The 20,882-nt window shown below is 59.3% G+C and carries 25 protein-coding genes; 10 read left to right on the forward strand and 15 right to left on the reverse strand.

The features are described 5' to 3' along the window. Positions 1-8: 8 nt before the first annotated feature. Positions 9-950, reverse strand: a complete 942-nt coding sequence (locus ACB034_RS05245; RefSeq protein ID WP_371172267.1) for a ketopantoate reductase family protein — start codon at positions 948-950, stop codon at positions 9-11. Between the two features lie 200 nt (positions 951-1,150). Between ACB034_RS05245 and ACB034_RS05250 the strand changes: the two genes are divergently transcribed. Further along, the gene (locus ACB034_RS05250) at positions 1,151-1,633 is read left to right on the forward strand and encodes a YajQ family cyclic di-GMP-binding protein (protein ID WP_026456001.1); all 483 of its coding nucleotides are present in this window, start codon (positions 1,151-1,153) and stop codon (positions 1,631-1,633) included. 94 nt (positions 1,634-1,727) lie between these two features. Here ACB034_RS05250 and ACB034_RS05255 read toward each other — a convergent pair whose 3' ends face one another. From ACB034_RS05255 to ACB034_RS05275, 5 genes are all read right to left on the reverse strand, one after another. Then, positions 1,728-2,570, reverse strand: a complete 843-nt coding sequence (locus ACB034_RS05255; protein ID WP_042073198.1) for an outer membrane protein OmpK — start codon at positions 2,568-2,570, stop codon at positions 1,728-1,730. A gap of 156 nt (positions 2,571-2,726) precedes the next feature. Continuing rightward, positions 2,727-4,106 (reverse strand): MFS transporter, encoded by a 1,380-nt coding sequence (locus tag ACB034_RS05260; protein WP_371172268.1) that lies wholly within the window; start codon positions 4,104-4,106, stop codon positions 2,727-2,729. Positions 4,107-4,266: 160 nt separating this feature from the next. After that, complete coding sequence (locus ACB034_RS05265; RefSeq protein ID WP_342013038.1) at positions 4,267-4,842, reverse strand: peptidylprolyl isomerase; 576 nt, start codon at positions 4,840-4,842, stop codon at positions 4,267-4,269. A gap of 2 nt (positions 4,843-4,844) precedes the next feature. Next, positions 4,845-5,429, reverse strand: coding sequence for a YajG family lipoprotein (locus ACB034_RS05270; RefSeq protein ID WP_026456005.1), 585 nt, complete (start codon positions 5,427-5,429; stop codon positions 4,845-4,847). A gap of 18 nt (positions 5,430-5,447) precedes the next feature. Next, entirely contained in the window at positions 5,448-6,581 is a 1,134-nt protein-coding gene (locus ACB034_RS05275; RefSeq protein ID WP_224210223.1) for a methyltransferase, read from the reverse strand. A 204-nt stretch (positions 6,582-6,785) separates the two neighbouring features. Between ACB034_RS05275 and ACB034_RS05280 the strand changes: the two genes are divergently transcribed. From ACB034_RS05280 to nqrM, 9 genes are all read left to right on the forward strand, one after another. Then, positions 6,786-7,091 (forward strand): BolA family transcriptional regulator, encoded by a 306-nt coding sequence (locus ACB034_RS05280; RefSeq protein WP_042028010.1) that lies wholly within the window; start codon positions 6,786-6,788, stop codon positions 7,089-7,091. Positions 7,092-7,533: 442 nt separating this feature from the next. Then, positions 7,534-8,877 carry a Na(+)-translocating NADH-quinone reductase subunit A gene (locus ACB034_RS05285; RefSeq protein ID WP_026456008.1) on the forward strand — a complete coding sequence of 448 codons (1,344 nt, stop codon included), beginning with the start codon at positions 7,534-7,536 and terminating at the stop codon, positions 8,875-8,877. A gap of 3 nt (positions 8,878-8,880) precedes the next feature. Next, a complete protein-coding gene (locus ACB034_RS05290; protein WP_026456009.1) occupies positions 8,881-10,110 on the forward strand; it encodes an NADH:ubiquinone reductase (Na(+)-transporting) subunit B in 1,230 nt (409 codons plus the stop codon). Next, entirely contained in the window at positions 10,100-10,888 is a 789-nt protein-coding gene (locus ACB034_RS05295) for a Na(+)-translocating NADH-quinone reductase subunit C (RefSeq protein WP_026456010.1), read from the forward strand. The genes ACB034_RS05290 and ACB034_RS05295 overlap by 11 nt, the downstream gene beginning before the upstream one ends. Then, the gene (locus ACB034_RS05300; protein ID WP_042028012.1) at positions 10,881-11,513 is read left to right on the forward strand and encodes an NADH:ubiquinone reductase (Na(+)-transporting) subunit D; all 633 of its coding nucleotides are present in this window, start codon (positions 10,881-10,883) and stop codon (positions 11,511-11,513) included. The genes ACB034_RS05295 and ACB034_RS05300 overlap by 8 nt, the downstream gene beginning before the upstream one ends. Positions 11,514-11,516: 3 nt before the next feature. Then, positions 11,517-12,113 carry an NADH:ubiquinone reductase (Na(+)-transporting) subunit E gene (gene nqrE / locus ACB034_RS05305; RefSeq protein ID WP_026457917.1) on the forward strand — a complete coding sequence of 199 codons (597 nt, stop codon included), beginning with the start codon at positions 11,517-11,519 and terminating at the stop codon, positions 12,111-12,113. 17 nt (positions 12,114-12,130) lie between these two features. After that, positions 12,131-13,354, forward strand: a complete 1,224-nt coding sequence (gene nqrF / locus ACB034_RS05310) for an NADH:ubiquinone reductase (Na(+)-transporting) subunit F (protein ID WP_042073202.1) — start codon at positions 12,131-12,133, stop codon at positions 13,352-13,354. Positions 13,355-13,357: 3 nt separating this feature from the next. Continuing rightward, positions 13,358-14,395, forward strand: a complete 1,038-nt coding sequence (locus tag ACB034_RS05315; protein WP_042028013.1) for an FAD:protein FMN transferase — start codon at positions 13,358-13,360, stop codon at positions 14,393-14,395. Between the two features lie 11 nt (positions 14,396-14,406). Next, on the forward strand, positions 14,407-14,631 hold the full coding sequence (gene nqrM, locus ACB034_RS05320; RefSeq protein ID WP_026458096.1) for a (Na+)-NQR maturation NqrM: 225 nt from the start codon (positions 14,407-14,409) through the stop codon (positions 14,629-14,631). A 73-nt stretch (positions 14,632-14,704) separates the two neighbouring features. Here the strand turns inward: nqrM and ACB034_RS05325 are convergent, their stop codons facing one another. From ACB034_RS05325 to ACB034_RS05365, 9 genes are read right to left on the reverse strand one after another with little or no spacing between them, the layout of a single operon-like run. Continuing rightward, positions 14,705-15,244 (reverse strand): DUF3833 domain-containing protein, encoded by a 540-nt coding sequence (locus tag ACB034_RS05325; RefSeq protein WP_223378793.1) that lies wholly within the window; start codon positions 15,242-15,244, stop codon positions 14,705-14,707. Between the two features lie 14 nt (positions 15,245-15,258). Beyond that, positions 15,259-15,801, reverse strand: coding sequence for a chalcone isomerase family protein (locus ACB034_RS05330; RefSeq protein ID WP_371172269.1), 543 nt, complete (start codon positions 15,799-15,801; stop codon positions 15,259-15,261). Next, positions 15,758-15,976: a TIGR02450 family Trp-rich protein gene (locus ACB034_RS05335; RefSeq protein WP_124239298.1), complete on the reverse strand. Its 219-nt coding sequence runs from the start codon at positions 15,974-15,976 to the stop codon at positions 15,758-15,760. The genes ACB034_RS05330 and ACB034_RS05335 overlap by 44 nt, the downstream gene beginning before the upstream one ends. Beyond that, positions 15,973-16,452 carry a DUF2878 domain-containing protein gene (locus ACB034_RS05340; RefSeq protein ID WP_371172270.1) on the reverse strand — a complete coding sequence of 160 codons (480 nt, stop codon included), beginning with the start codon at positions 16,450-16,452 and terminating at the stop codon, positions 15,973-15,975. Before ACB034_RS05340 ends, ACB034_RS05335 begins: the two co-directional genes overlap by 4 nt. 2 nt (positions 16,453-16,454) lie before the next feature. Then, a complete protein-coding gene (locus tag ACB034_RS05345; protein ID WP_371172271.1) occupies positions 16,455-17,711 on the reverse strand; it encodes a class I SAM-dependent methyltransferase in 1,257 nt (418 codons plus the stop codon). Continuing rightward, the gene (locus ACB034_RS05350) at positions 17,711-18,469 is read right to left on the reverse strand and encodes a DUF1365 domain-containing protein (RefSeq protein WP_371172272.1); all 759 of its coding nucleotides are present in this window, start codon (positions 18,467-18,469) and stop codon (positions 17,711-17,713) included. The genes ACB034_RS05345 and ACB034_RS05350 overlap by 1 nt, the downstream gene beginning before the upstream one ends. Further along, entirely contained in the window at positions 18,466-19,725 is a 1,260-nt protein-coding gene (locus ACB034_RS05355; protein ID WP_371172273.1) for an NAD(P)/FAD-dependent oxidoreductase, read from the reverse strand. Before ACB034_RS05355 ends, ACB034_RS05350 begins: the two co-directional genes overlap by 4 nt. Continuing rightward, a complete protein-coding gene (locus ACB034_RS05360) occupies positions 19,722-20,456 on the reverse strand; it encodes an SDR family NAD(P)-dependent oxidoreductase (protein ID WP_371172274.1) in 735 nt (244 codons plus the stop codon). The genes ACB034_RS05355 and ACB034_RS05360 overlap by 4 nt, the downstream gene beginning before the upstream one ends. Beyond that, positions 20,453-20,881, reverse strand: coding sequence for a nuclear transport factor 2 family protein (locus ACB034_RS05365; protein WP_371172275.1), 429 nt, complete (start codon positions 20,879-20,881; stop codon positions 20,453-20,455). Before ACB034_RS05365 ends, ACB034_RS05360 begins: the two co-directional genes overlap by 4 nt. Position 20,882 lies beyond the last annotated feature (1 nt).

Genomic DNA, 20,882 nt, shown 5'->3' on the forward strand with positions numbered 1-20,882 from the left:
CTTTAGGCTCACGCCACCTGGCTCTTCTCTTTAATCGCCTGATAGAGCCCCTGATTGACCGGTACGGCAATGCCATGCTTTGCCGCGCTGGCCAGCAGGAACCCCGTGATGGCGTCGATCTCGGTCTCCCGCTTCTGCTCCATGTCCTGATGCATGGAAGAGTTATTATCGGCGGTCAACTCCACCACAGTCATCACCCGGCGCAGCAGCTCTTCGGCCGTGGTTGGCATGCCTTCGGCGCATATCACATCGGCTACCTCGACACAAACCTGCTGTAGAGTATCGGCAAAACGAGGCCCCGCCAGTTCGCCGTTTTTCAACTTGTGCAGCGCGGTCAGGGGATTGATGGCACAGTTGATGGCCAGCTTCTGCCACTGACGGGTCCGGATCTGCTCGTCCCAGCCCGCCTGGCCGAGGGCCAGCGCCAGCTCATCGGCCAGCGCGGCATGGGCTCTGGCGGCCTCGTTGACCGGGCCAAGCCAGGTCTCGCCCTTGCCGGTGTGGCGAAACACGAAGTGACCGCTCTTCATGGCGCCATGGCTGGTGACTCCGGCAATCACCGGATTGTGGGGAAACAGGGCGACGACCTGCTCGGCAATGCCCATGCCGTTGTGCAGCAGCACGATGGGCACGCCGGCCGCCAGCTTGCCGACCAGCGGTGTCAGTGCCGCGATCACCTGATTGGCTTTGGTCATCACCAGCAGGCGCTGGATCTGTCCCGGTTTGCTGACAAATCCGCGTTCGATGGCGAGCAGCTGGGTGTGACCCTCCAGGGAGGTGAAGTCGATGCCCGGGTGCAGGGTAGATTGATGGTGATCCCGCAGCAAGACTCGGGTCGGCTGACCACTTTGGGTGAGCAAGGATGCAAAAACGCCGCCGAGGGCCCCACAGCCCAGCAGGGTCCATTGAGGTGTCGAAGGCTGTCGAGAATTCAGTAATCCGCTTGGCATGATGTGACTCAATCGAGGTAATGGCTGCAATCCTCTCAACCTGTTACCTGGGATAAGTGAAGATGTCGCTGGCGGACACTAACGGGTCCGACCACTCCTGTGCGCAGGGGATTCTAGCAGAGCGGTCCCATCAAAATCAGCAAATTTGCCCGTTTTCTGGTAGATTTGCCCCCCGATAACGCAACATGAGGAGCCCGGTTATGCCGTCATTCGATATTGTCTCTGAAGTCAAAATGAACGAGGTGTTGAACGCCGTCGACAACGCCAATCGTGAACTGGCCACCCGTTTCGATTTTCGTGGGGTAGAGGCCAGCTTCGAGTTGAACAAGGAAGAGGTGAAACTGGAAGCGGATGCCGATTTCCAGCTCAAGCAGATGGTTGAAATACTGCGCAATGCCCTGCTCAAACGCAATATCGAAACCAGCTCCATGGAAGTGGGTGATTCGGTGCATTCCGGCAAGCGCTTCCACCTGAACGTCAAGTTCAAGCAGGGTATCGATAAGGAAGTGGCCAAGAAGCTGGTCAAGCTGATCAAGGATTCCAAGATCAAGGTTCAAGCCGCCATTCAGGGCGACGAAGTGCGCGTCACCGGCAAGAAGCGTGACGATCTGCAGGAAGTGATGGCCATGGTGCGTGGCGCCGAACTGGGCCAGCCGATGCAGTTCCAGAATTTCCGCGACTGATTGGCCCGGGCGCTTTCTCTCTTCGCGCCCGTCCAATCGGGCAGAAATAAAAAAACCGGAGCCAAGGCTCCGGTTTTTTGTACCCCAAGTTCGATTAGAACTTGTAGGTAACAGAGAAGTAGTGGCTGAAGCCAGAGCTCTTCCAGGGAGAACCGTTGTAAGAGGTGGAGCCATCTTTGGTGCCGTAGGCATCCATGAAGTATTTCAGGCCGTAACCAACGGCATAACGATCGGAGTGCCAGTAGATACCGTGGAAGGTAGCCAGGTTGTCGCTGGTACGATCGGCGCGGTTATGGGTATCCAGATCGAAGGCGTAATCCAGGTAGCCCTGATAGGAGACGAAGCTGCCGTTGCTGAAGGTGTAGAAAGGCTTGAACCAGTTCATGGAGAACTGATAACCGTTCCAGCTGTTCTCTTCTTCTCTGAAGAATTCGTTCTCGTTGGAGTAGCGAGCGTACAGGTTCATACCGACCTTGCCGAACCAGGGAACCATGACGTCTGCACCCAGACCGATCTGGTTTTCCATCTGGCCATCAGCCATGTTGTTCAGGTTGGCGATATACAGCTCTTGTACCGGGCCGAAGGAGAGATCCATGCCAGTCAGGGCATCCAGAGACATGCGCGGAGCAAACTTCATGAACAGGTTCTGGCCGCCGTGCTTGTCGCTGTGTTTGGTGTCGAAAATATCGAAGATATCGACATAGCCATACAGGTCAAAAATACCGGAACGACCGCCGAACTCCATTTCCAGATAGGTATCGTTGTAATCGTCATCAGCGGCAGTGAACGGGCGCTGATCGATGGTGTGCATTACGTTGAACTGCATCCACTTGTAATCGTTCTTGTGGATGTCACCGCTGTAGTCAGCAGCGAACGCCGGAGTGGCAGCAGCGGCCAGCAGGCCGGCAGCGATCAGAGTCTTGGTAAATTTGGCCATTTTATTGGTCTCTTGTGTGTTAGTTGAGGTTTTCCGTAGCCTGCCCACAAGGAGCGAATGGGATTCTAATCAAATAAAATAGGGGGAGAAACAACTTCTGGGGAACTTTCTTTGGAAGTGTGAATCTAATCACCCCCGCTTTAACGCAAACGCTTGCTATTTGCTCGGTATTGAGAACAACGACTCCCCTTTTCTCGCTACCAACACGATCAACAGCAGCACAGGCAGCCCCAATAAACCGGTTCCCACGAAGAAGACACTGTAGCCGACCTGCTCCACTATCTGGCCGGAAAACCCCGCCAGCAGCTTGGGCAGCAGCAACATCACAGAGCTGAACAACGCATATTGCGTCGCCGAAAAGGCGACATTGGTGAGACTGGAGAGATAGGTTACAAACGCGGCGGTAGCGATCCCGGCGCTGAGGTTGTCCAGCGAGATGATCAGGGTCAGCAGCTCCAGGTTGTGGCCCACCTGGTTGAGCAGGGCAAACAGCAGGTTGGTACTGGCAGTCAGCAGCGCCCCCAGGAACAGAATGCGCAGGGTGCCAAAGCGCATCACCAGCACGCCCCCGAGCGCCGCCCCCACTAACGTCATGATGACGCCAAATACCTTGGTAATGGTGGCAACTTCGGTCTTGCTGAACTGCATATCCACATAGAAGCTGTTGGACATCACCCCCATCACCACATCCGCCACCCGATAGCAGGCAATGAGCGCCAGGATCAGCAGAGCCGAGCGACCGTAACGGTGGAAGAAGTCGGCAAAGGGGCACCAGATGGCCTCGTAGGCCCAGGCCCCCGCACTCGCCAGCGGCAATGGCCACCCCTTTGCCAGCAGGCAGGCCTTGCGCTCGGCTTGCTGCTGATCCTGGGTAGCCTGGTCGATCTGAGGTTCATGGCAAAAGAGGGTGGTGATGATGCCAAGAGACATCATCCCCGCCATCAGGAGATAGGTTATCTGCCAGCCGCGATAGTCATAGCCCACGTTGCTGCCAAACCAGGCTGCCAGGGCCAGCGCTCCCGCCCCCGCCATGATCATCGCCAACCGGTACCCCGTCATGTAAGAAGCCGCCATGGCCGCCTGCAACCGCTCCGGCGCGGATTCGATGCGATAGGCATCGATGACGATATCCTGGGTCGCCGAGGCAAAGGCCACCAGCAGGGCAAACAGCGCCAGCTGTGCCAATCCGGTCTTGGGATCACAGAACGCCATGCCAACCAGAGCCCCCGCGATCAGCAACTGGGAGAAGAGCATCCAGCTGCGACGGCGTCCAAGCAGCCTGGAGAGCAGCGGCAACGGCATGCGATCCACCAGGGGGGACCACAGCCACTTGAAGCCATAGGCCAGGGCGACCCAGCTCATATAACCAATGTCGGTCAGGCTGACATCCGCCTCGCGCAACCAGAACGACAGGGTGCCAAAGACCAGCAGCAAGGGCAGACCCGATGAAAAGCCCATGGCAAAGAGGATCAGCACTCTGGCTTCGAGATAGACGGCGAGCGAGTCTCGCCAGCTCGGTTTGCGGATCATGTTCAACTACCTGACGGATCTTGGAAAAGTGCGCCATTTTGGCAGGTTAGGCCCGGATAGCCAAGGCAGGCCCAAACGCCAGACAAACAAAAGGCCCACCCCGAAAGGGGTGGGCCTTGTCTTCTGCAACAAAGCGTGTCGCAGCGGCCATCACGGGTAGAAAGGGTTACTTGCCCGCCTTCTTGTCGATTCCGCTCTCGGCCAGCAACACCACTTTCTTCAGGATGATGGGGCTGGTCGGCACGTCGTTGGCACGCAGGATAGAGCTGTAGCCAGTCTGCACCTGTGCCAGCTTGTCCAGCACCTCCATTCCCTGTACCACCTGGCCAAAGACGGTGTAGCCGGCACCGGCATTGGCGTTGAGGTTGTTGTTGTCCACCAGGTTGAAGTAGAACTGGCGGGTCGCGCTGTCGACTGCCTGGGTGCGGGCCATGGCGATGGAGCCGCGCTTGTTGGGCAGGCCGCCACGGGATTCGTTGACCACGGGCTCATAGGTCGGCAACTGCTGGAACTGCTGGTTGTAGCCGCCGCCCTGTACCACGAAGTTCTGGATCACCCGGTGAAACAGGCTGCCATCGTAACTGCCGTCCGCCACGTAGCGCAGAAAGTTCTTCACCGTCTGGGGCGCCTGCTTGGGCGCCAGCTCCACCACGATATTGCCGTGGTTGGTCTCCATTCTTACCTGCGGGCCGGCAAATGCCAGCGGAGTGACCAGCATGGCCAGCAACCAGAGTGTTTTCATGATCAGACTCCTGCGCCGCTCGGTTGACCCTTCAGATAGCCACGCAGGGCCTCATCCGCCATGATCTGCTGCAATACGTTGCCCAGTTGCAGGTTCAGAGTGGATTCCAGATCCGCCATGCTCGGCTCGCCCGGTCCCTCTTTACTGGAGGACATGTTGAACTGTTTGGTCAGACGGTTGCCCTGAAAATCGGCGATCACCTGCAGGCTGACCCGGGATTTGGTGACATAAGTGAAGGTCTTCTCTTCCACATTGACCGCCGCGGTCGAGATAACCAGGGTCAGGTTGGTGGTGCCGCTGTTGCCCACTTCGAGCCCCTGGCTGCGCAGCCCCTCGGCCAGCTTCTCTGCGACCAGCAGATTGAGCGGACGCTCGCTGTTGACCAGCACGGTGGCCTTCTCTTTCTTCTTGATGGAGAAGACATAGGCAGCCTCACGCTTGTCTACCCCTTCCATGGTGATCCGGTTGCCCGAGTAGTATTGCTGGTTGGCCGGCACGATCTGCGGATTGAGCAGCGCCGTCTCGGGCCAATGGGTTGCGCACCCGCCGAGCATCAGGGCGGCCAGCAGCAAGAGTGACTTTTTCATCATGAACTTCCTTTGACGTTAGCGTTTGATGGCTTTCAAAATAACGAATTTGCTGTTTGACGCAACGACTTGTGCGTTGGCAAACAAGCGCTTGAGTTTATTGTGATAATCCAGATGACGGTTGCCTACTATCCAGAGTTCCCCCCCTTTGGGCAACACCCGGTGGGCATCGCAGAACATCTGCCAGGCGATATGATCGGTGATCGCCTGCTGCTGATGGAAGGGCGGGTTGCAGAGGATCCGATCCGCCGCCCCCGTCTCGACGCCATCCAGACAGTTGTTGACCATGAAGCTGGCCCGCGGCAGCGCCTCCGCCAGGTTGTGTTCGACGTTGAGCCGTGCCGACGCCACCGCCATGTAGGACTCGTCGACAAAGGTCACCTCCACCTCGCTGTCCCGTGCCAGCAGCGAGAGTCCCAGCACGCCGTTGCCACAGCCCAGATCGATCACCTTGCGCGCGCTATGTATCGGTAGATTGTCCAGCATAAAGCGGGCGCCGATATCCAGGCTGGTGCGCGAAAAGACGTTGGCGTGGTTGTGGATGAGCATGTCGGTGCCCTCCAGCGGCCAGACGGTGGGGAACGGATTGGCCAGCGCTGGACGTTCTTCCTGCGGTTCGCAGTGGATGAGGCGCGCCTTCTTCCAGGCGAGCGACGTCCGGGTTGCCCCCAGGTATTTCTCGAACAACTTGAGAGTGGAGGTGTGGATATCCTTGGCCTTGCCGGCGGCGATGATGCGGGTGGCGGGCGTCACCACCTGACGCAGGGCCAGCAGTTGCTGCTCCAGCAGCGCCTGGTATTTGGAAACCTTGATCACCACCAGTGCCGGCGCTTCGGGCAGGGGCGCCAGCGCATCCTGCAGCCGGATACCGTCGGTATCCAGCCCGTTTTCGGTCAGGTTGGCCAGCGTGGCCCGCTCGCTGATATAGGAATCGGTGACGCTGACGGGAGAGTAACCGTGCAAAAATGCCGCCAGGGCGCCGAATCCATCGTTCATGATGATGACGGGCCCTGCTTGTTCCAGGGGGGACTCAGCCAGGGTGTTGATCAGGTATTCGTCGGCCGCATCCCAGGCTTGCAGGGTTTCCTGGCTCAGGCGCGGGTAGCGATAGAGGGTCAGCTGGCAATGGGGAGTGACAAGAAGGGTTTCCATAGGATGAGTCCAACCTCGGCTTGATTCGGGTAACAGGCGCCAGGGGCGACGCAAAGTGGCGCTATTCTAGCGAGGCAGAGGAATTTCACCAGTTCGGGCCGCCATGACGGCGTTCCCCGGCCATATTTCTCTCCATAAGGGGACTTATTCCGCCAGGCAACTGCCGATAGAATGGCCTCACGTTCACTTTCTGGAAGCATCCTGATGACCATGCAACAACACATTGAAGCAAAACTGACCGCCGCCCTCACTCCCAGCCTGCTGGAGGTGATCAACGAGAGCCATATGCATCGTGTTGAGCCCGGCTCCGAGAGCCACTTCAAGGTGGTCATCGTCAGCCCGCAATTTGAAGGTCTGCGTCTCCTGGCCCGTCATCGCCTGATCAATGAAGTGCTGGCCCCCGAGCTGGCCGGCCCGGTACATGCCCTGGCACTGCATACCTACACAGAGAGCGAATGGCAGCAAAAGGGCCAGGCACCGCGCACCCCAAGCTGCGTCGGCAAACCCTGACGCGGCCAGAACAGGAGAGTTCCTGCATCCCTCTGCCATCCCGCCTGCAAGTCATTGGAAATGGGGCGATAAAAAGCCCCATATGAGAATAATTCGCAAACAAAACTGCCGGATTATCTTTTCTAATCAATATTTTCAACAATAAGATTACCCCCATTGGGGTATTCAAATAAAAAAACCTTTAAAACCACGGTTTACGAGGGGTTCACCCCCTTATTCAGGAGAGGTTAATTTTGTGATGGCACAGGGATTTTACCCATTTGTCATGGCAGAAAATGAGTCATAAGTGGTAAACTCAAGCGCTTTTGAGTGACCCCGCATATTGGATGATCGCCAGCGCTGTTTACTGGTTGCAACGGCAATATCGTCACTCGACCACCCGTCGTGATGTATTTCTCGGCGCTAACCAACCTCTCTTCCCGTAACGGTAGTGCAAGTAAGTATGATTACAATCAAAAGAGGACTGGACATCCCCGTGCTGGGTGCGCCAGAGCAAGTAATCTACGATGGCCCCGCCATCACCCGTGTTGCTACACTGGGCGAGGAGTTCGTGGGGATGCGACCTACTATGTTCGTCAAAGTAGGTGATCGCGTCATCAAAGGTCAGGATCTCTTCGAAGACAAGAAGAATCCCGGCGTTAAATTCACAGCTCCTGCCACCGGTGTGGTTTCAGAGATTAACCGTGGTGCCAAACGTGTTCTTCAGTCCGTGGTCATCGACCTCGACGGCTCGGACGAACAGGTAACCTTTGAGCACTTTGCCTCCGCCGAGCTGGCCAAGCTCGAACGCAGCAAGGTGCAGGAGATCCTGCTCGCCTCCGGTCAGTGGACTGCGCTGCGTACCCGTCCGTTTAGCAAAGTTCCCGCCGTTGGCTCCGCCCCGCGCGCCATCTTTGTGACCGCGATGGACACCAACCCGCTGGCAGCCAATCCCGAGCTGATCATCAAGGAACAGTCCCAGGCGTTCCTCGACGGTCTGGCCGTGCTGACTCGCCTGACCGATGGCAACGTCTACGTCTGCAAGGGCGAAGCCAGCCTGCCTCACTCTCCCCTGGCCCAGGTCAAGGAAGAGATCTTCGTCGGTCCTCATCCTGCCGGTCTGCCTGGCACCCATATCCACTTCCTGGATCCGGTCAGCAGCACCAAGGTGCAGTGGCACATCAACTATCAGGACGTGATCGCCTACGGCAAGCTGTTCACCACCGGCCAGATCTTCACCGACAAGGTGATCGCCCTGGCAGGTCCGAACGTGCTCAAGCCACGTCTGCTGCGTACCCGTCTGGGTGCCTGCATCAGCCAGATTACCAACAACGAGCTGCGTGCCGACGAAAACCGCATCATCTCCGGTTCTCTGCTGAGCGGTGCCAAGGCCGACGGGGTTCACGACTATCTGGGTCGTTACCACAATCAGGTCTGCGCACTGGGTGAAGGTCGCGAGAAAGAGTTCCTGGGCTGGATCAACCCCAGCGCCAACAAGTTCTCCATTACCCGCACCACCCTTTCTCATCTGATGAAGGGCAAGCTGATCAACTTCACCACCACCACCAACGGTAGTGATCGTTCCATGGTGCCTATCGGCAACTATGAGCGGGTGATGCCACTCGACATCCTGCCGACCCTGCTGCTGCGGGACATGATCTCTGGCGATACCGATGGTGCACAAGCACTGGGCTGCCTGGAGCTGGATGAGGAAGATTTGGCCCTCTGTACTTTTGTCTGCCCCGGCAAGACCGAGTACGGCCCTATCTTGCGTGAGTGCCTGACCAAGATTGAACTGGAAGGTTAAGCGATGAGTTTCAAGCAACTTCTTGAAAATATGGAACACCACTTCGAGCCGGGTGGGAAGTACGCCAAGTACTACGCCCTGTTCGAAGCGGCGTATACCCTGTTCTATACCCCGGGTTCCGTAACCCGCAATGCTGCCCACGTTCGTGATGCGCTCGACCTGAAGCGCATGATGATCATGGTGTGGCTGGCCGTGTTCCCGGCCATGTTCTGGGGCATGTACAACGTCGGCAACCAGTCCATTGCCGCGATTGCCCATCTGGGTACCGCCGCCGGTGCCAGCAGCTGGCAATATGCGCTGGCAACCATGCTGGGTGCCTCCCTGGATCCGGCCGTGGCCGGTGTCGGCAGCAAGATGCTGATCGGCGCAGCCCACTTCTTCCCGATCTACATCACCGTCTTCCTGGTCGGTGGTTTCTGGGAAGTGCTGTTCGCCATGGTGCGCAAGCACGAGATCAACGAAGGCTTCTTCGTGACCTCCATCCTGTTCGCCCTGATCGTGCCGCCCGAGCTGCCCCTGTGGCAAGCCGCCCTGGGTATCACCTTCGGTGTGGTGATGGCCAAGGAAGTGTTCGGTGGTACCGGCAAGAACTTCCTGAACCCGGCCCTGGCTGGTCGTGCGTTCCTGTTCTTCGCCTACCCGGGTCAAATCTCCGGCGACGCAGTCTGGGTTGCCGTTGACGGTTTCTCCGGTGCGACCGCCCTGAGCCAGTGGGCCCAAGGTGGCCAGATGGCACTGATCAACAGCGCCACTGGCGAAGCCATCAGCTGGATGGACGCCTTCCTGGGTAACCTGCCGGGTTCCATCGGTGAAGTTTCCACCCTGATGATCCTGCTGGGCGCCGCCATGATCGTGTACATGCGCATCGCCTCCTGGCGCATCATCGCCGGCGTGATGGTCGGTATGATCGCGACTTCCCTGCTGTTCAACGTCATCGGTTCCGACACCAACCCCATGTTCAACATGCCGTGGCACTGGCACCTGGTGCTGGGTGGCTTCGCCTTCGGTATGGCCTTCATGGCGACCGACCCTGTCTCCGCAGCCTTTACCAACAAGGGCAAGTGGTGGTACGGCGCACTGATCGGCGTCATGGTCGTGCTGGTTCGCGTGGTCAACCCCGCGTTCCCGGAAGGCATGATGCTGGCCATTCTGTTTGCGAACCTGTTTGCTCCCTTGTTTGACCATTTCGTCGCTCAGGCAAACATCAAGCGGAGGATTGCTCGTGGCGTTTAATAAAGATTCAACCCTCGGCACCGTCAGCGTGGTGACTGGCCTCTGTCTGGCCTGTTCCATCGTGGTATCCGTTGCCGCCGTTGGCCTGCGTTCTACCCAACAGGAGAACAAGGCACTGGACAAACAGAGCAACATCCTCGCCGTTGCCGGTGTGGACATCAGCGATGTCGCCAAGCGCGACATGGCCAAGCTGTATGGCGACAAGATCGAAGCCCGCCTGGTGGATCTCTCCACCGGTAACTTTGTTGACGGCGATGCCGACAACTTCGATACCAAGCAGGCTGCCAAGGATCCGGCCAAAAATATCCGTCTGGCTGCGGCCGACGACAAGGCCGGCCTGCGCCAGATCTCCAAGCTGATCCCGGTGTTCTTCGCCAAGGACAGCGAAGGCAAGATCGACAGCATCATCCTGCCCATCTACGGTCAGGGTCTGTGGTCGACCATGTATGCCTTCGTCGCCGTTGCTCCGGATGGCCAGACCATCAAGGGCATCACCTACTATGACCACGGTGAAACCCCGGGTCTGGGTGGCGAAATCGAAAACCCGGCATGGGAAGCCCTGTTCAAGGACAAGAAATTGTTCGATCAGAACGGCATGCCCGCGCTGCGCGTGATCAAGGGCCATGCTCCGGCTGGCTCTGAGCATGAGATTGACGGTCTGTCCGGCGCTACCCTGACCGGTAACGGCGTACAGCACACCTTCGACTTCTGGATGGGTCCCAAGGGCTTCGGTCCTTTCCTGGCCAAGGTTCGTGCAGGAGAAATCAACAATGGCTGACAAGAGCGAAATGAAAAAGTTGCTGTTGACGCCTGTGCTCGGCAACAACCCCATCGCCTTGCAGGTGCTGGGTGTCTGTTCCGCACTGGCGGTTACCAGCCAGATGAAGACAGCGTTTGTAATGACCCTCGCGGTCATGGCGGTCACCGCCTTCTCAAACCTGTTCATCTCCCTGATCCGCAACCAGATCCCCAACAGCGTGCGGATCATTGCCCAGATGGCGATCATCGCCTCACTGGTTATCGTGGTTGACCAGGTGCTCAAGGCTTATGCCTATGAGATCTCCAAGCAGCTGTCGGTATTCGTGGGTCTGATCATCACCAACTGTATCGTAATGGGTCGTGCCGAAGCCTACGCCATGAAGAGTGCCCCGCTGCCCTCCTTCCTGGACGGTATTGGTAACGGTCTGGGCTATGGCGCCATTCTGCTGAGCGTCGCCACCGTGCGTGAACTGCTGGGCTCCGGCACCTGGTTCGGCCTCGAGCTGATGCCACTGGTGAACAACGGTGGCTGGTATGTACCGAATGGCCTGCTGCTGCTGCCGCCGAGCGCATTCTTCATCATTGGTCTGATCATCTGGGGCGTTCGCACCAAGGATCCCAAGCAGGTGGAGGCAAAGGATTAAGGTATGGAACACTATCTGAGTCTGTTGATTCGTTCGATCTTCATCGAAAACTTGGCACTCTCCTTCTTCCTGGGGATGTGTACCTTCCTGGCGGTGTCCAAGAAGGTCAAGACCTCCATGGGTCTTGGTATTGCCGTTATCGTGGTGCAAACCATCGCCGTACCGGTCAACAACCTGATCTACAACTACGTGTTGAAGGCAGGTGCCCTCTCCCCCGATCTCGACCTGAGCTTCCTGAGCTTCATCACCTTCATCGGTGTGATCGCGGCCCTGGTACAGATCCTGGAGATGGCGCTGGATAAATACTTCCCGGCCCTCTACAACGCGCTCGGCATCTTCTTGCCGCTCATCACCGTGAACTGCGCCATCTTCGGTGGCGTCTCCTTCATGGTGCAGCGTGACTACAACTTCGTCGAGTCTGTGGTCTACGGCGTGGGTTCAGGTGCAGGCTGGATGCTGGCGATCGTTGCGCTGGCAGGTATCCGCGAGAAGATGAAGTACTCCGATGTTCCGGAAGGTCTGCGTGGCCTCGGCATCACCTTCATCACCGCCGGCCTGATGGCGCTGGGCTTCATGTCCTTCTCTGGTATCTCCCTGTAATCGGAAAGGAACGATAGATGGAAATTATTTTGGGTGTGGTCATGTTTACCGTGATCCTGCTGGCACTGGTGGCAGTCATTCTGTTCGCCAAGTCCAAGCTGGTGACCGCGGGCGACGTGACAATCAGCATCAACGGTGACCCGGCCAAGGCTGTGACCAGCCCGGCCGGTGGCAAACTGCTCGGCGTGCTGGCCGGCAGCGGTATCTTCGTCTCCTCCGCCTGTGGTGGTGGTGGCTCCTGCGGCCAGTGCAAGGTGCGGGTGAAGTCCGGTGGCGGCGACATCCTGCCGACCGAACTGGATCACATCAGCAAGGGCGAAGCCCGTCACGGCGAGCGTCTGGCCTGCCAGGTCACCGTTCGCGGCGACATGGACATCGAACTGCCGGAAGAGATCTTCGGCGTGAAGAAGTGGGAATGTACCGTCATCTCCAATGACAACAAGGCCACCTTCATCAAGGAGCTCAAGCTGCAGATCCCGGATGGCGAGAGCGTACCGTTCCGCGCCGGTGGTTATATCCAGATTGAAGCGCCGGCTCACCACGTCCGCTACAAGGACTTCGATATTCCCGAGGAGTATCGTGGTGACTGGGATCGCTTCAAGATCTTCGATCTGGAATCCAAGGTTGACGAGCCGATCATCCGTGCTTACTCCATGGCCAACTATCCGGAAGAGTTCGGCATCATCATGCTGAACGTGCGGATCGCGACTCCGCCTCCCAGCAACTGGACTGCCCCTCCGGGACAGATGTCCTCCTACATCTTCAGCCTGAAGGCAGGTGACAAGGTGACCATCTCCGGTCCGTTCGGCGAGTTCTTCGCCAAGGACACCGACGCCGAAATGGTGTTCATCGGTGGTGGTGCGGGTATGGCGCCGATGCGCTCCCACATCTTCGACCAGCTGCGCCGTCTGAAGAGCAAGCGCAAGATGAGCTTCTGGTACGGTGCCCGTTCCAAGCGCGAGATGTTCTATGTCGAGGACTTCGACATGCTGGCCGCCGAGAACGAGAACTTCACCTGGAACGTCGCCCTGTCCGATCCGCAACCGGAAGACAACTGGGACGGCTACACCGGCTTCATCCACAACGTGCTCTACGAGAACTATCTCAAGAACCACGAGGCGCCGGAAGATTGCGAGTTCTACATGTGTGGTCCTCCCGTGATGAACGCCGCCGTCATCAACATGCTCAAGGATCTGGGCGTTGAAGACGAAAACATCCTGCTGGATGACTTTGGTGGTTAATCCATGCACAGCGTTGTAAAGACCTGGCTAGCCTTCGGGCTAGCCTTTTTCTTGACTGGGTGCGGTCAGGAAACGGTCCAAAGCAAGCCGGAGATCCATATCACCGGCAGCACCATGGGAACCTACTACTCCATCAAGGTGGCGGATGACGTCATCAGCGATCCGGCCAAGTTGCAGGCCGAAGTGGATGTGCTGCTGGAGCGGGTCAACGATCAGATGTCGACCTATCGTCCCGATTCCGAGCTCTCCCGCTTCAACCAGCATCGTGACTCCACACCGGTCGTAGTGTCGCGAGACACCGCTCGAGTCGTCACTGAGGCCATTCACATTGGCCGTGAGAGCCAGGGGGCGCTGGACGTCACCGTTGGCCCCTTGGTCAATCTGTGGGGCTTTGGCCCGGATAAACGGCCGACCAAGGTCCCGAGCGACGAGCTGATCACCCAGACCCGTCAGAAGACCGGGCTTGGCAATCTGCATGTCATCACCTCCGCCGATGCCGATACCCTGCAAAAAGATGTGCCGGATCTCTACGTGGATCTCTCCGCCATCGCCAAGGGGTTTGGCGTCGACAAGGTGGCCGAATACCTGGAGTCCCTGGGGGCCCGCAACTATCTGGTTGAAATCGGCGGCGAGCTGAGGATCAATGGCGTCAATGGCAAGGGCCATCCCTGGCGCGTGGCCATCGAGAAACCCACAGCGGGCACCGGCACGGTACAGGAAGTGATAGTACCGGGTGACAACGGCGTTGCCACTTCCGGCGATTATCGCAACTATTACGAACTGGATGGCCAGCGTTTTTCCCACACCATAGATCCGCGCTCCGGCAAACCGATCCAGCATCGTCTGGTGTCGGTCACCGTGATCCACCCCTCCTGCATGACGGCGGACGGGCTGGCAACCGTGTTCATGGTGATGGGGACCGAGAAGAGCCTGGCCTACGCCAACGAACGGGGACTGGCGATCTTCGTGATCACCAAGACCGACAAGGGTTTTGAAGAGGCCTACTCCGACGCCTTCAAGCCCTATCTGGTTAAAAAGTAAGAGGCAGCAACATGCAGATTTTTCTGATCACCTTCGGGGTGTTTCTGGCGGTAGTGGTGGCCATGGCCATCGGCTACATCTTCCAGAAGAAGAGCATCTCCGGCTCCTGCGGTGGCCTGGGCAGCGTGGGCATCGAGAAAGAGTGCGATTGCCCCGAACCCTGTGACAACCGCAAGAAGAAGATGGCCAAGGAAGAGGCCCGTCGCAAGATGCTGGAAGAGAACCGGATCATCTGAGCGCCTGTGCTCCGACGGTAACAAAAAGCGCGCCACTGGCGCGCTTTTTACTGAGGCTTGTCCGACCACAAGGCTATGGCTTGCGCTCGATATAGAGGAGCACTTCCCCGAGATCAATGCCGAACTTGCTGATCCTGGCTCGATTGATCAGGCGATCTTGATCCAGCAGATACATCCAGTCATCGAAGCTCACCCGTACCACTTCACCGTCCGGCAGCGCCAGATCGAGCTGGTAACACCAGTTGAGGGCAAAACCTTCCGTCTTGCCCACCGCCTCCCCCACCACATCCGATGCGCTGCCGCGCCAGTGGCCATCCGCCCCCTTGCGTAGATACCAGGTGCGAGTCTGCTGGCGACCATCGTCAAAATGGAACTGCTCGAACAGCTCTCCCTTGCCCTCCTGCCAGCGCCCCTCCATCTCGACCCGAAAGCGACTGGTCACTTCGCCGCTGCGGTCTGTGACCAGGCCATGGGCTACCAGCTTGCCACTGAAGAAACGGGCGAGATCCCACTCGGGCCCCTGGCCACGGTAGTCATCGAGGCTGGCACCACATCCGGTCAGCAGCATGAGTGGCAACAAAGCGAGAAGACGATATAGACGGTAACAAGACATAAAGAGCTCCGGCATCAGGGTTGGCCGCGCAGGCGGCGGGTAAGGGCTGGAGCCCGGCTGTTGTCCGCCAGCCAGATAGCCAGAAAGGCAGCGGAGAATTGCGGTTCGGCGAGAGAGCCGAGGAGCTGCTCCTGCCACCAGAAGTGGCCGGTTCCTGCCTTGTCGACATAGAAGGTCAACCTGTCGCCAGCTGCCACATCCGGCCAGAGGGTCGCAAGTTGCCCGAGCCAGCGCTGGCGATCGGCATCACTGCCAAGACCGAGCCGCTGCCACTCTTCGGCGGTGGCGCTGAGCAGATCCTCACGTTCGATGGATCTGGCATAGGTCAGGGTCAGTGCCTGCGGATAATGGCTCGGCTGATAGCGGCCACTCTCGCTGTAGAGGGTGGCGTCATAGAGCTTGAACCAGAGCCAGTTCATCTCCCCCTGGCCGACCGGACGCAACTGTTGCCAAGGGACAGCAGAAGCCTGCGCGGCAGTCGCCAGGTGCAGATTCAGCACCACTACCAGCAGGCTAGTTCCACCCCATGTGCCAATGGCTGGGATCTTCCAGTTCATGCCAATCCATCTCCTGTTCCTGCAGGGTATTGATATCCTGCATCACCACCTGCATCAGCCGCCCCTGCGCATCCCGCTGGCAAGCCACCACCAGATAGAAGCGATCAGTCAGCTCGTGCTGGCTCTCTTTGGTCCACTTGGAAAACAGCAAAGTGTCGGTCGAAAAGGTGTTCATCTTGACTCACCCTCCAGCTTGACCATTACCCACAGTAGTAGGGGTAACCACCACATCCAGATCACGGCCAGCAAGGCCGCACTGATCCCGATGCCCCAGGGTAAGTGTACTGCTCCCATCTCGGCTCCCGCCACATAGGAGACCGTCCCCCCAAGCATGCCAAACAGCCCCTGTTGCCAACGGGGTAATCGCAGTAGCCAGCGCATGCCATGGGCCAGCGTCAGGGCAAATCCGACCCAGAGCAGCGCCAGCCAGAGCGGAAAACCGGCCTTGAAATCGAACAGCCCGAGCCGCCAGAGCAGCAGATCGAGCAGGCTACCTACAAGGGCCATGGGCAGGAGTCGCAGATCCCTTTTGCGGCTTGGCGAGCAGAGAAAATGAAGCAGCAGCATCGCAAGCAAGGGACCCGGTAGCTGCCACTTCACCGCCAGCAACCAGTAGAGGTTGAACCCCAGCAGTTGGGCCCACCGCCACATGGTCAGTGACCGCTTACCGGCAAGTCTCCCGACCAGCCGAGCGGCCCGGGTTTGGCCGCCTCCAGCTGTACCAGGCTGATGGTGCGCTCCCAAAAGCCTCCTTCGCAGTAGGCGAAATAGAAGTGCCACAGCCGGATGAAGTCCTGGCTGTAGCCGAGCGCCGGCAGCTCGGGTGCCAGCGCCAGAAAGCGCTGGCACCAGTGGGCCAGTGTGCGAGCGTAGTGATGGCCATGATCGTGCAGCCGCACCAGCTGCATGTCGGTTTCGCGGGCCAGAAATCCCGCCATTTGGGAGACGCTCGGCAGGCAGCCACCGGGGAAGATATAGCGCTGGATGAAGTCGACCCCGCGCAGGTACTGGGCATGGCGCTGATCGGCGATAGTGATGGCTTGAATAAGCAGGCGCCCACCGGGTTTGAGCAGGCGCGACAGCTGGCGAAAGTAGTCCGGCAGAAAGGCGTGACCCACCGCTTCGATCATCTCGATGGAGACCAGCTTGTCGAACCGCCCCTCCAGCTTGCGGTAATCCTCCAGCAGCAAGGTGATGCGATCCCCGAGCCCCTCCCGCCCGATCCACTCTTTTGCATAGTCGTGCTGGGCCTGGGAGATGGTGGTGGTAGTCACCCGGCAGCCGTAGTGTCGAGCGGCAAAGACGGCCAGCCCACCCCAGCCGGTACCGATCTCCAGCAGATGATCGTCCGGGCCGAGCTCTAACCGCTCGCAGATGGTGCGCAGCTTGGCCTGCTGCCCCTCTTCCAGGGTGGCCTCGGCATGGGGATAGATGGCACTCGAGTACTGCATATGGCTGTCAAGAAAACCCTGATAAAGAGCGTTGCCGAGATCGTAGTGGGCGGCGATGTTGGCGCGCGACCCGGTCAGGGTATTGCGACTCCGCCAGTGGCGCACCTTGTTGAAGGGGAAGCTGAGCCAGCCCAGGCGCCGCTCCAGGCTGTCGAGCAGCGGCAGATTGCGGGCCAGCAACCGCACCAACGCCACCGGATCCGGGCTGGTCCAGAGCCCTTCTACCCAGGTTTCACCGGCAGCGATGCTGCCCCCCAGCAGCAAGCGGCGATAGAAGGCCGGATCCAGCACCACCAGCTCGGCATGCAAATCACTGGTTGCATCACCAAAGCTGTGACGCTCGCGGCCATCTCGCAGCAGCAGTTGGCCTTGGTCGAGCCGCCCCAGCAAATTGAGCAACAATTGCCTGGCCCCCTTGTCGATGAAAGAGGCAGAAACAGAAGATTGCACCAGTTCCATTAGCGAGTCTCCGGATGGGTGAAGATGGGGGTTCGTTTGATAAAAAGGCGCAGGGCCTGCCAGTAGATACCGAGCAGCACCCTCATGGTCATCCAGGGCCAGCGGACCAGCAGCGCCACCAGCTCCTTGCGCGACAGCGGCACGCGGCGCAGCGCCAGGGTGGCGTCAAACAGCTTGGCCTCCCCGGATACGGGATGGCTCTCGATGTGGATCAGCGTCTCCTGCGCGGGCGGGCGGATCCGCCAGTGGTAGCGCATGGCCAGCTCCATGAAGGGGGAGACGTGAAAATCCTTGTCGTGGGGCGCCAGCTCCGCCAGATCCAGCAGATAGTAGTGGCGCTCATTCCAGGGGGTGTTGGAGACCTCGGCCAGCAAATAGCGCGTCTCCCCCTGCCGATCGCAGAAGTAGAAGTTGACCGGGCTGAAGTAAAACCCCAGACAACGTACGTTGCCGAGTAGCAGCACCCGCCCCTCCGGGTCGGCATCGCCGCCTAGCTCGGCCACCTTGTCCCACACCGCCTGTTTGAGAGAACCCGCACTCCCCCGCAGGTAGTCATGACGATGAAAGGAGAGCAGCCCGGCCCGCTCCACCGCCAACCATCTTCCCTGATCGAGGCCCGGTAGTTCATCGAGATCCAGTCCCAGCATGAAGAGGTGGTACGAAAAAGCGTGAGTCCTTGGCGCGAAGCGACGGTGGCGCACCGAGCCCCGCCAGATGGCGCTGATCCCGTCCCTCGCAGTCGTGGTTGCGCCTTTCATAGCTCGGCCCCGAAGCGCATGGCTACATCCAGGGCGCTGCGCACCCCGTCCTCGTGAAAGCCGTTGTACCAGTAGGCACCGCAGAAGTGGGTGCGCCGCTGGCCGCAGATCTCGAGTCGCCGCTGCTGGGCGGCGATGGAGCTCTGATTGAACACCGGATGGTGATAGACGAAGCGGCGCAATACCTTGCTCTCGTCCACCCGCCCTGCGGGATTGAGGCTGACGCAGAAGGGCTCGGGTGAACTCACCCCCTGCAGGATATTCATGTTGTAACTCACCAGTGGCCGTGCGCCGTCATCATCACCGAGCTGATAGTTCCAGCTGGCCCACGCCTTGCGGCGCACCGGCAGACAAGTTGCGTCGGTGTGGAGCCAGACGTCATTGGCCTGATAGGGCATGGCGCCGAGGATGGCACGCTCCCGCTCGCTCGCATCCGTCAGCAGGGCCAGCGCCTGGTCGCTGTGGCAGGCGAATATCACCTCGTCAAACTGCTCCTCGCCATCATGGCTCTGGACAATGACTCCATTCGTCACTCGCCGGATCCCCGCTACCGGACAAGCCAGCCGGATCTGCGACTGCCATCCCGCCGTGAGCGGCCCTATGTATTCGCGCGAGCCACCTGGAATGACGTACCACTGGGGCCGGTTTGCCACCTCCAGCAGGCCGTGATGGGCAAAAAATCGCAGGAAGAAGCCAAGGGGGAAGGTCCGCATATCGGCCAGGGTGGATGACCAGATGGCCGCCCCCATCGGCAGTATGTAGTGACGGGCGAAGTAGTCGCTAAACTCCCCCGCCTGCAGGAAATCCCCCAGGGTCAGTTCGGAGCCAACATCGAGGGCCTGGTGGTCCACCAGCCAGGCGCGAGCCTCCCGGTTGAAGCGCAGGATCTCGGCAACGAAGCCGTAGAACCGCGGGCTCAGCAGGTTGCTGCGCTGAGCGAACAGGGTATCGAGGTTGTGACCGTTGTACTCGAGCCCCTCCGGGCTTTTCACCGAGAAGCTCATCTCGGCCGGTTGCCGGGCTACCCCGATCCGCGCCAGCAGCCTCAGGAAGTTGGGGTAGGTGCGATCGTTGAACACGATAAAGCCGGTATCGATGGCGTAACGTCGCCCGCCCTGCTCCACGTCGACGGTGGCAGTGTGGCCGCCCAGGGTCGGCGCCGCCTCGAACAGGGTGATGTCGTGCTTTTTGTGGAGCAAAAAACCGGCGGTCAGCCCTGAAATCCCCGAACCGACGATGGCTATCTTTCTCTTCATGAGTGGCGTCCTTTCGACACAAGCGAGCTGCCAAGACGCAGCCAGAGTCCCACCGGCAGCGCGCCGAGCAGGCGCAGCAGCCAGATGAAACGACGGGGAAAGTGGATCTGATGGTGACCGGCGGTAAGCCCCGCCATGATGGCGCGGGACGCCTCCTCCACAGGCACCAGGCAAGGCATGGGAAAATCATTCTTTGCGGTGAGCGGCGTTTCCACAAAGCCGGGGCGGATCAGGGTGACCCCGATCCCTTTGCCAGCCAGATCGAGGCGCAGGGTATCGGCCAGATAGTCGAGGGCCGCCTTGGAGGCGCCATAGGCCTCGGCCCTTGGCAGCGGCAGCCAGCTCACCGACGAGCTGACGATGGCAAGACGGGCCCCCGCCCCCAGCAGTGGCAGGAAGGCGGCCAGCGCATGACCGGTAGCGATGAGATTGGTCTCGATAACCCGGGCAAACAGGGCGCCGTCAAACCCCTCGGCCAACTCCATATATTCGCAATGACCGGCGTTGAGGATCAGCAGATCCAGCGCAGGCAGAGTGCCCGCCACTGCGTTCATGGCCGCTGGATTTCGGGTATCAAACTGCAAGGGGGTGATGCCCTCACTCTCCAGCCCCTGCAACCGCTCCTCATCGCGACCACAGCCCCACACCAGCCAGTCTGAGCGCCGGTAATCGAGGGCCAGCTGGCGGCCGATGCCGGAGGTGGCTCCTGTGATCAGTACCCGGCCGCTCATGCCCCCAACCTCCCCTTGATGGTCCGCACCAGGGATCCGAGCAGCGGCAACTGCTCATAGAGCATGGCGCCGAGGTCAAAATAGTCCCGGTGCAGGCAGACCTTGCCCTCCTCGTCGAATTCAAGGCGGGTCGCCCCCTCCACTGTCACTGGCTTGCCGCCACGCAGCCTTGGGTGGGAGAAGGTCATGGTCCAGCCGAGCCAGGCTTGTCGCCCCTGTTGCTGCTGACTGGTAATGACAAAACGACAATAGGCGAGGCGCTGATAGAGGGCGGCAAAATAGTCGCTGAGCGCCGCCAGTCCCTCGATGCGGTGGGCAGGATCGATAAAGATCACCTCGTCGGCATAGACCTCGGACAATCGGTGCAACTGCTGTCTGTCCAGCTGCTGATAGAGGGCGACGAAGCAGGCCAGCGGCTCATCCATG

The organism is Aeromonas sp. S18(2024), assembly GCF_041402525.1.
Classification (GTDB): domain Bacteria; phylum Pseudomonadota; class Gammaproteobacteria; order Enterobacterales; family Aeromonadaceae; genus Aeromonas; species Aeromonas enteropelogenes.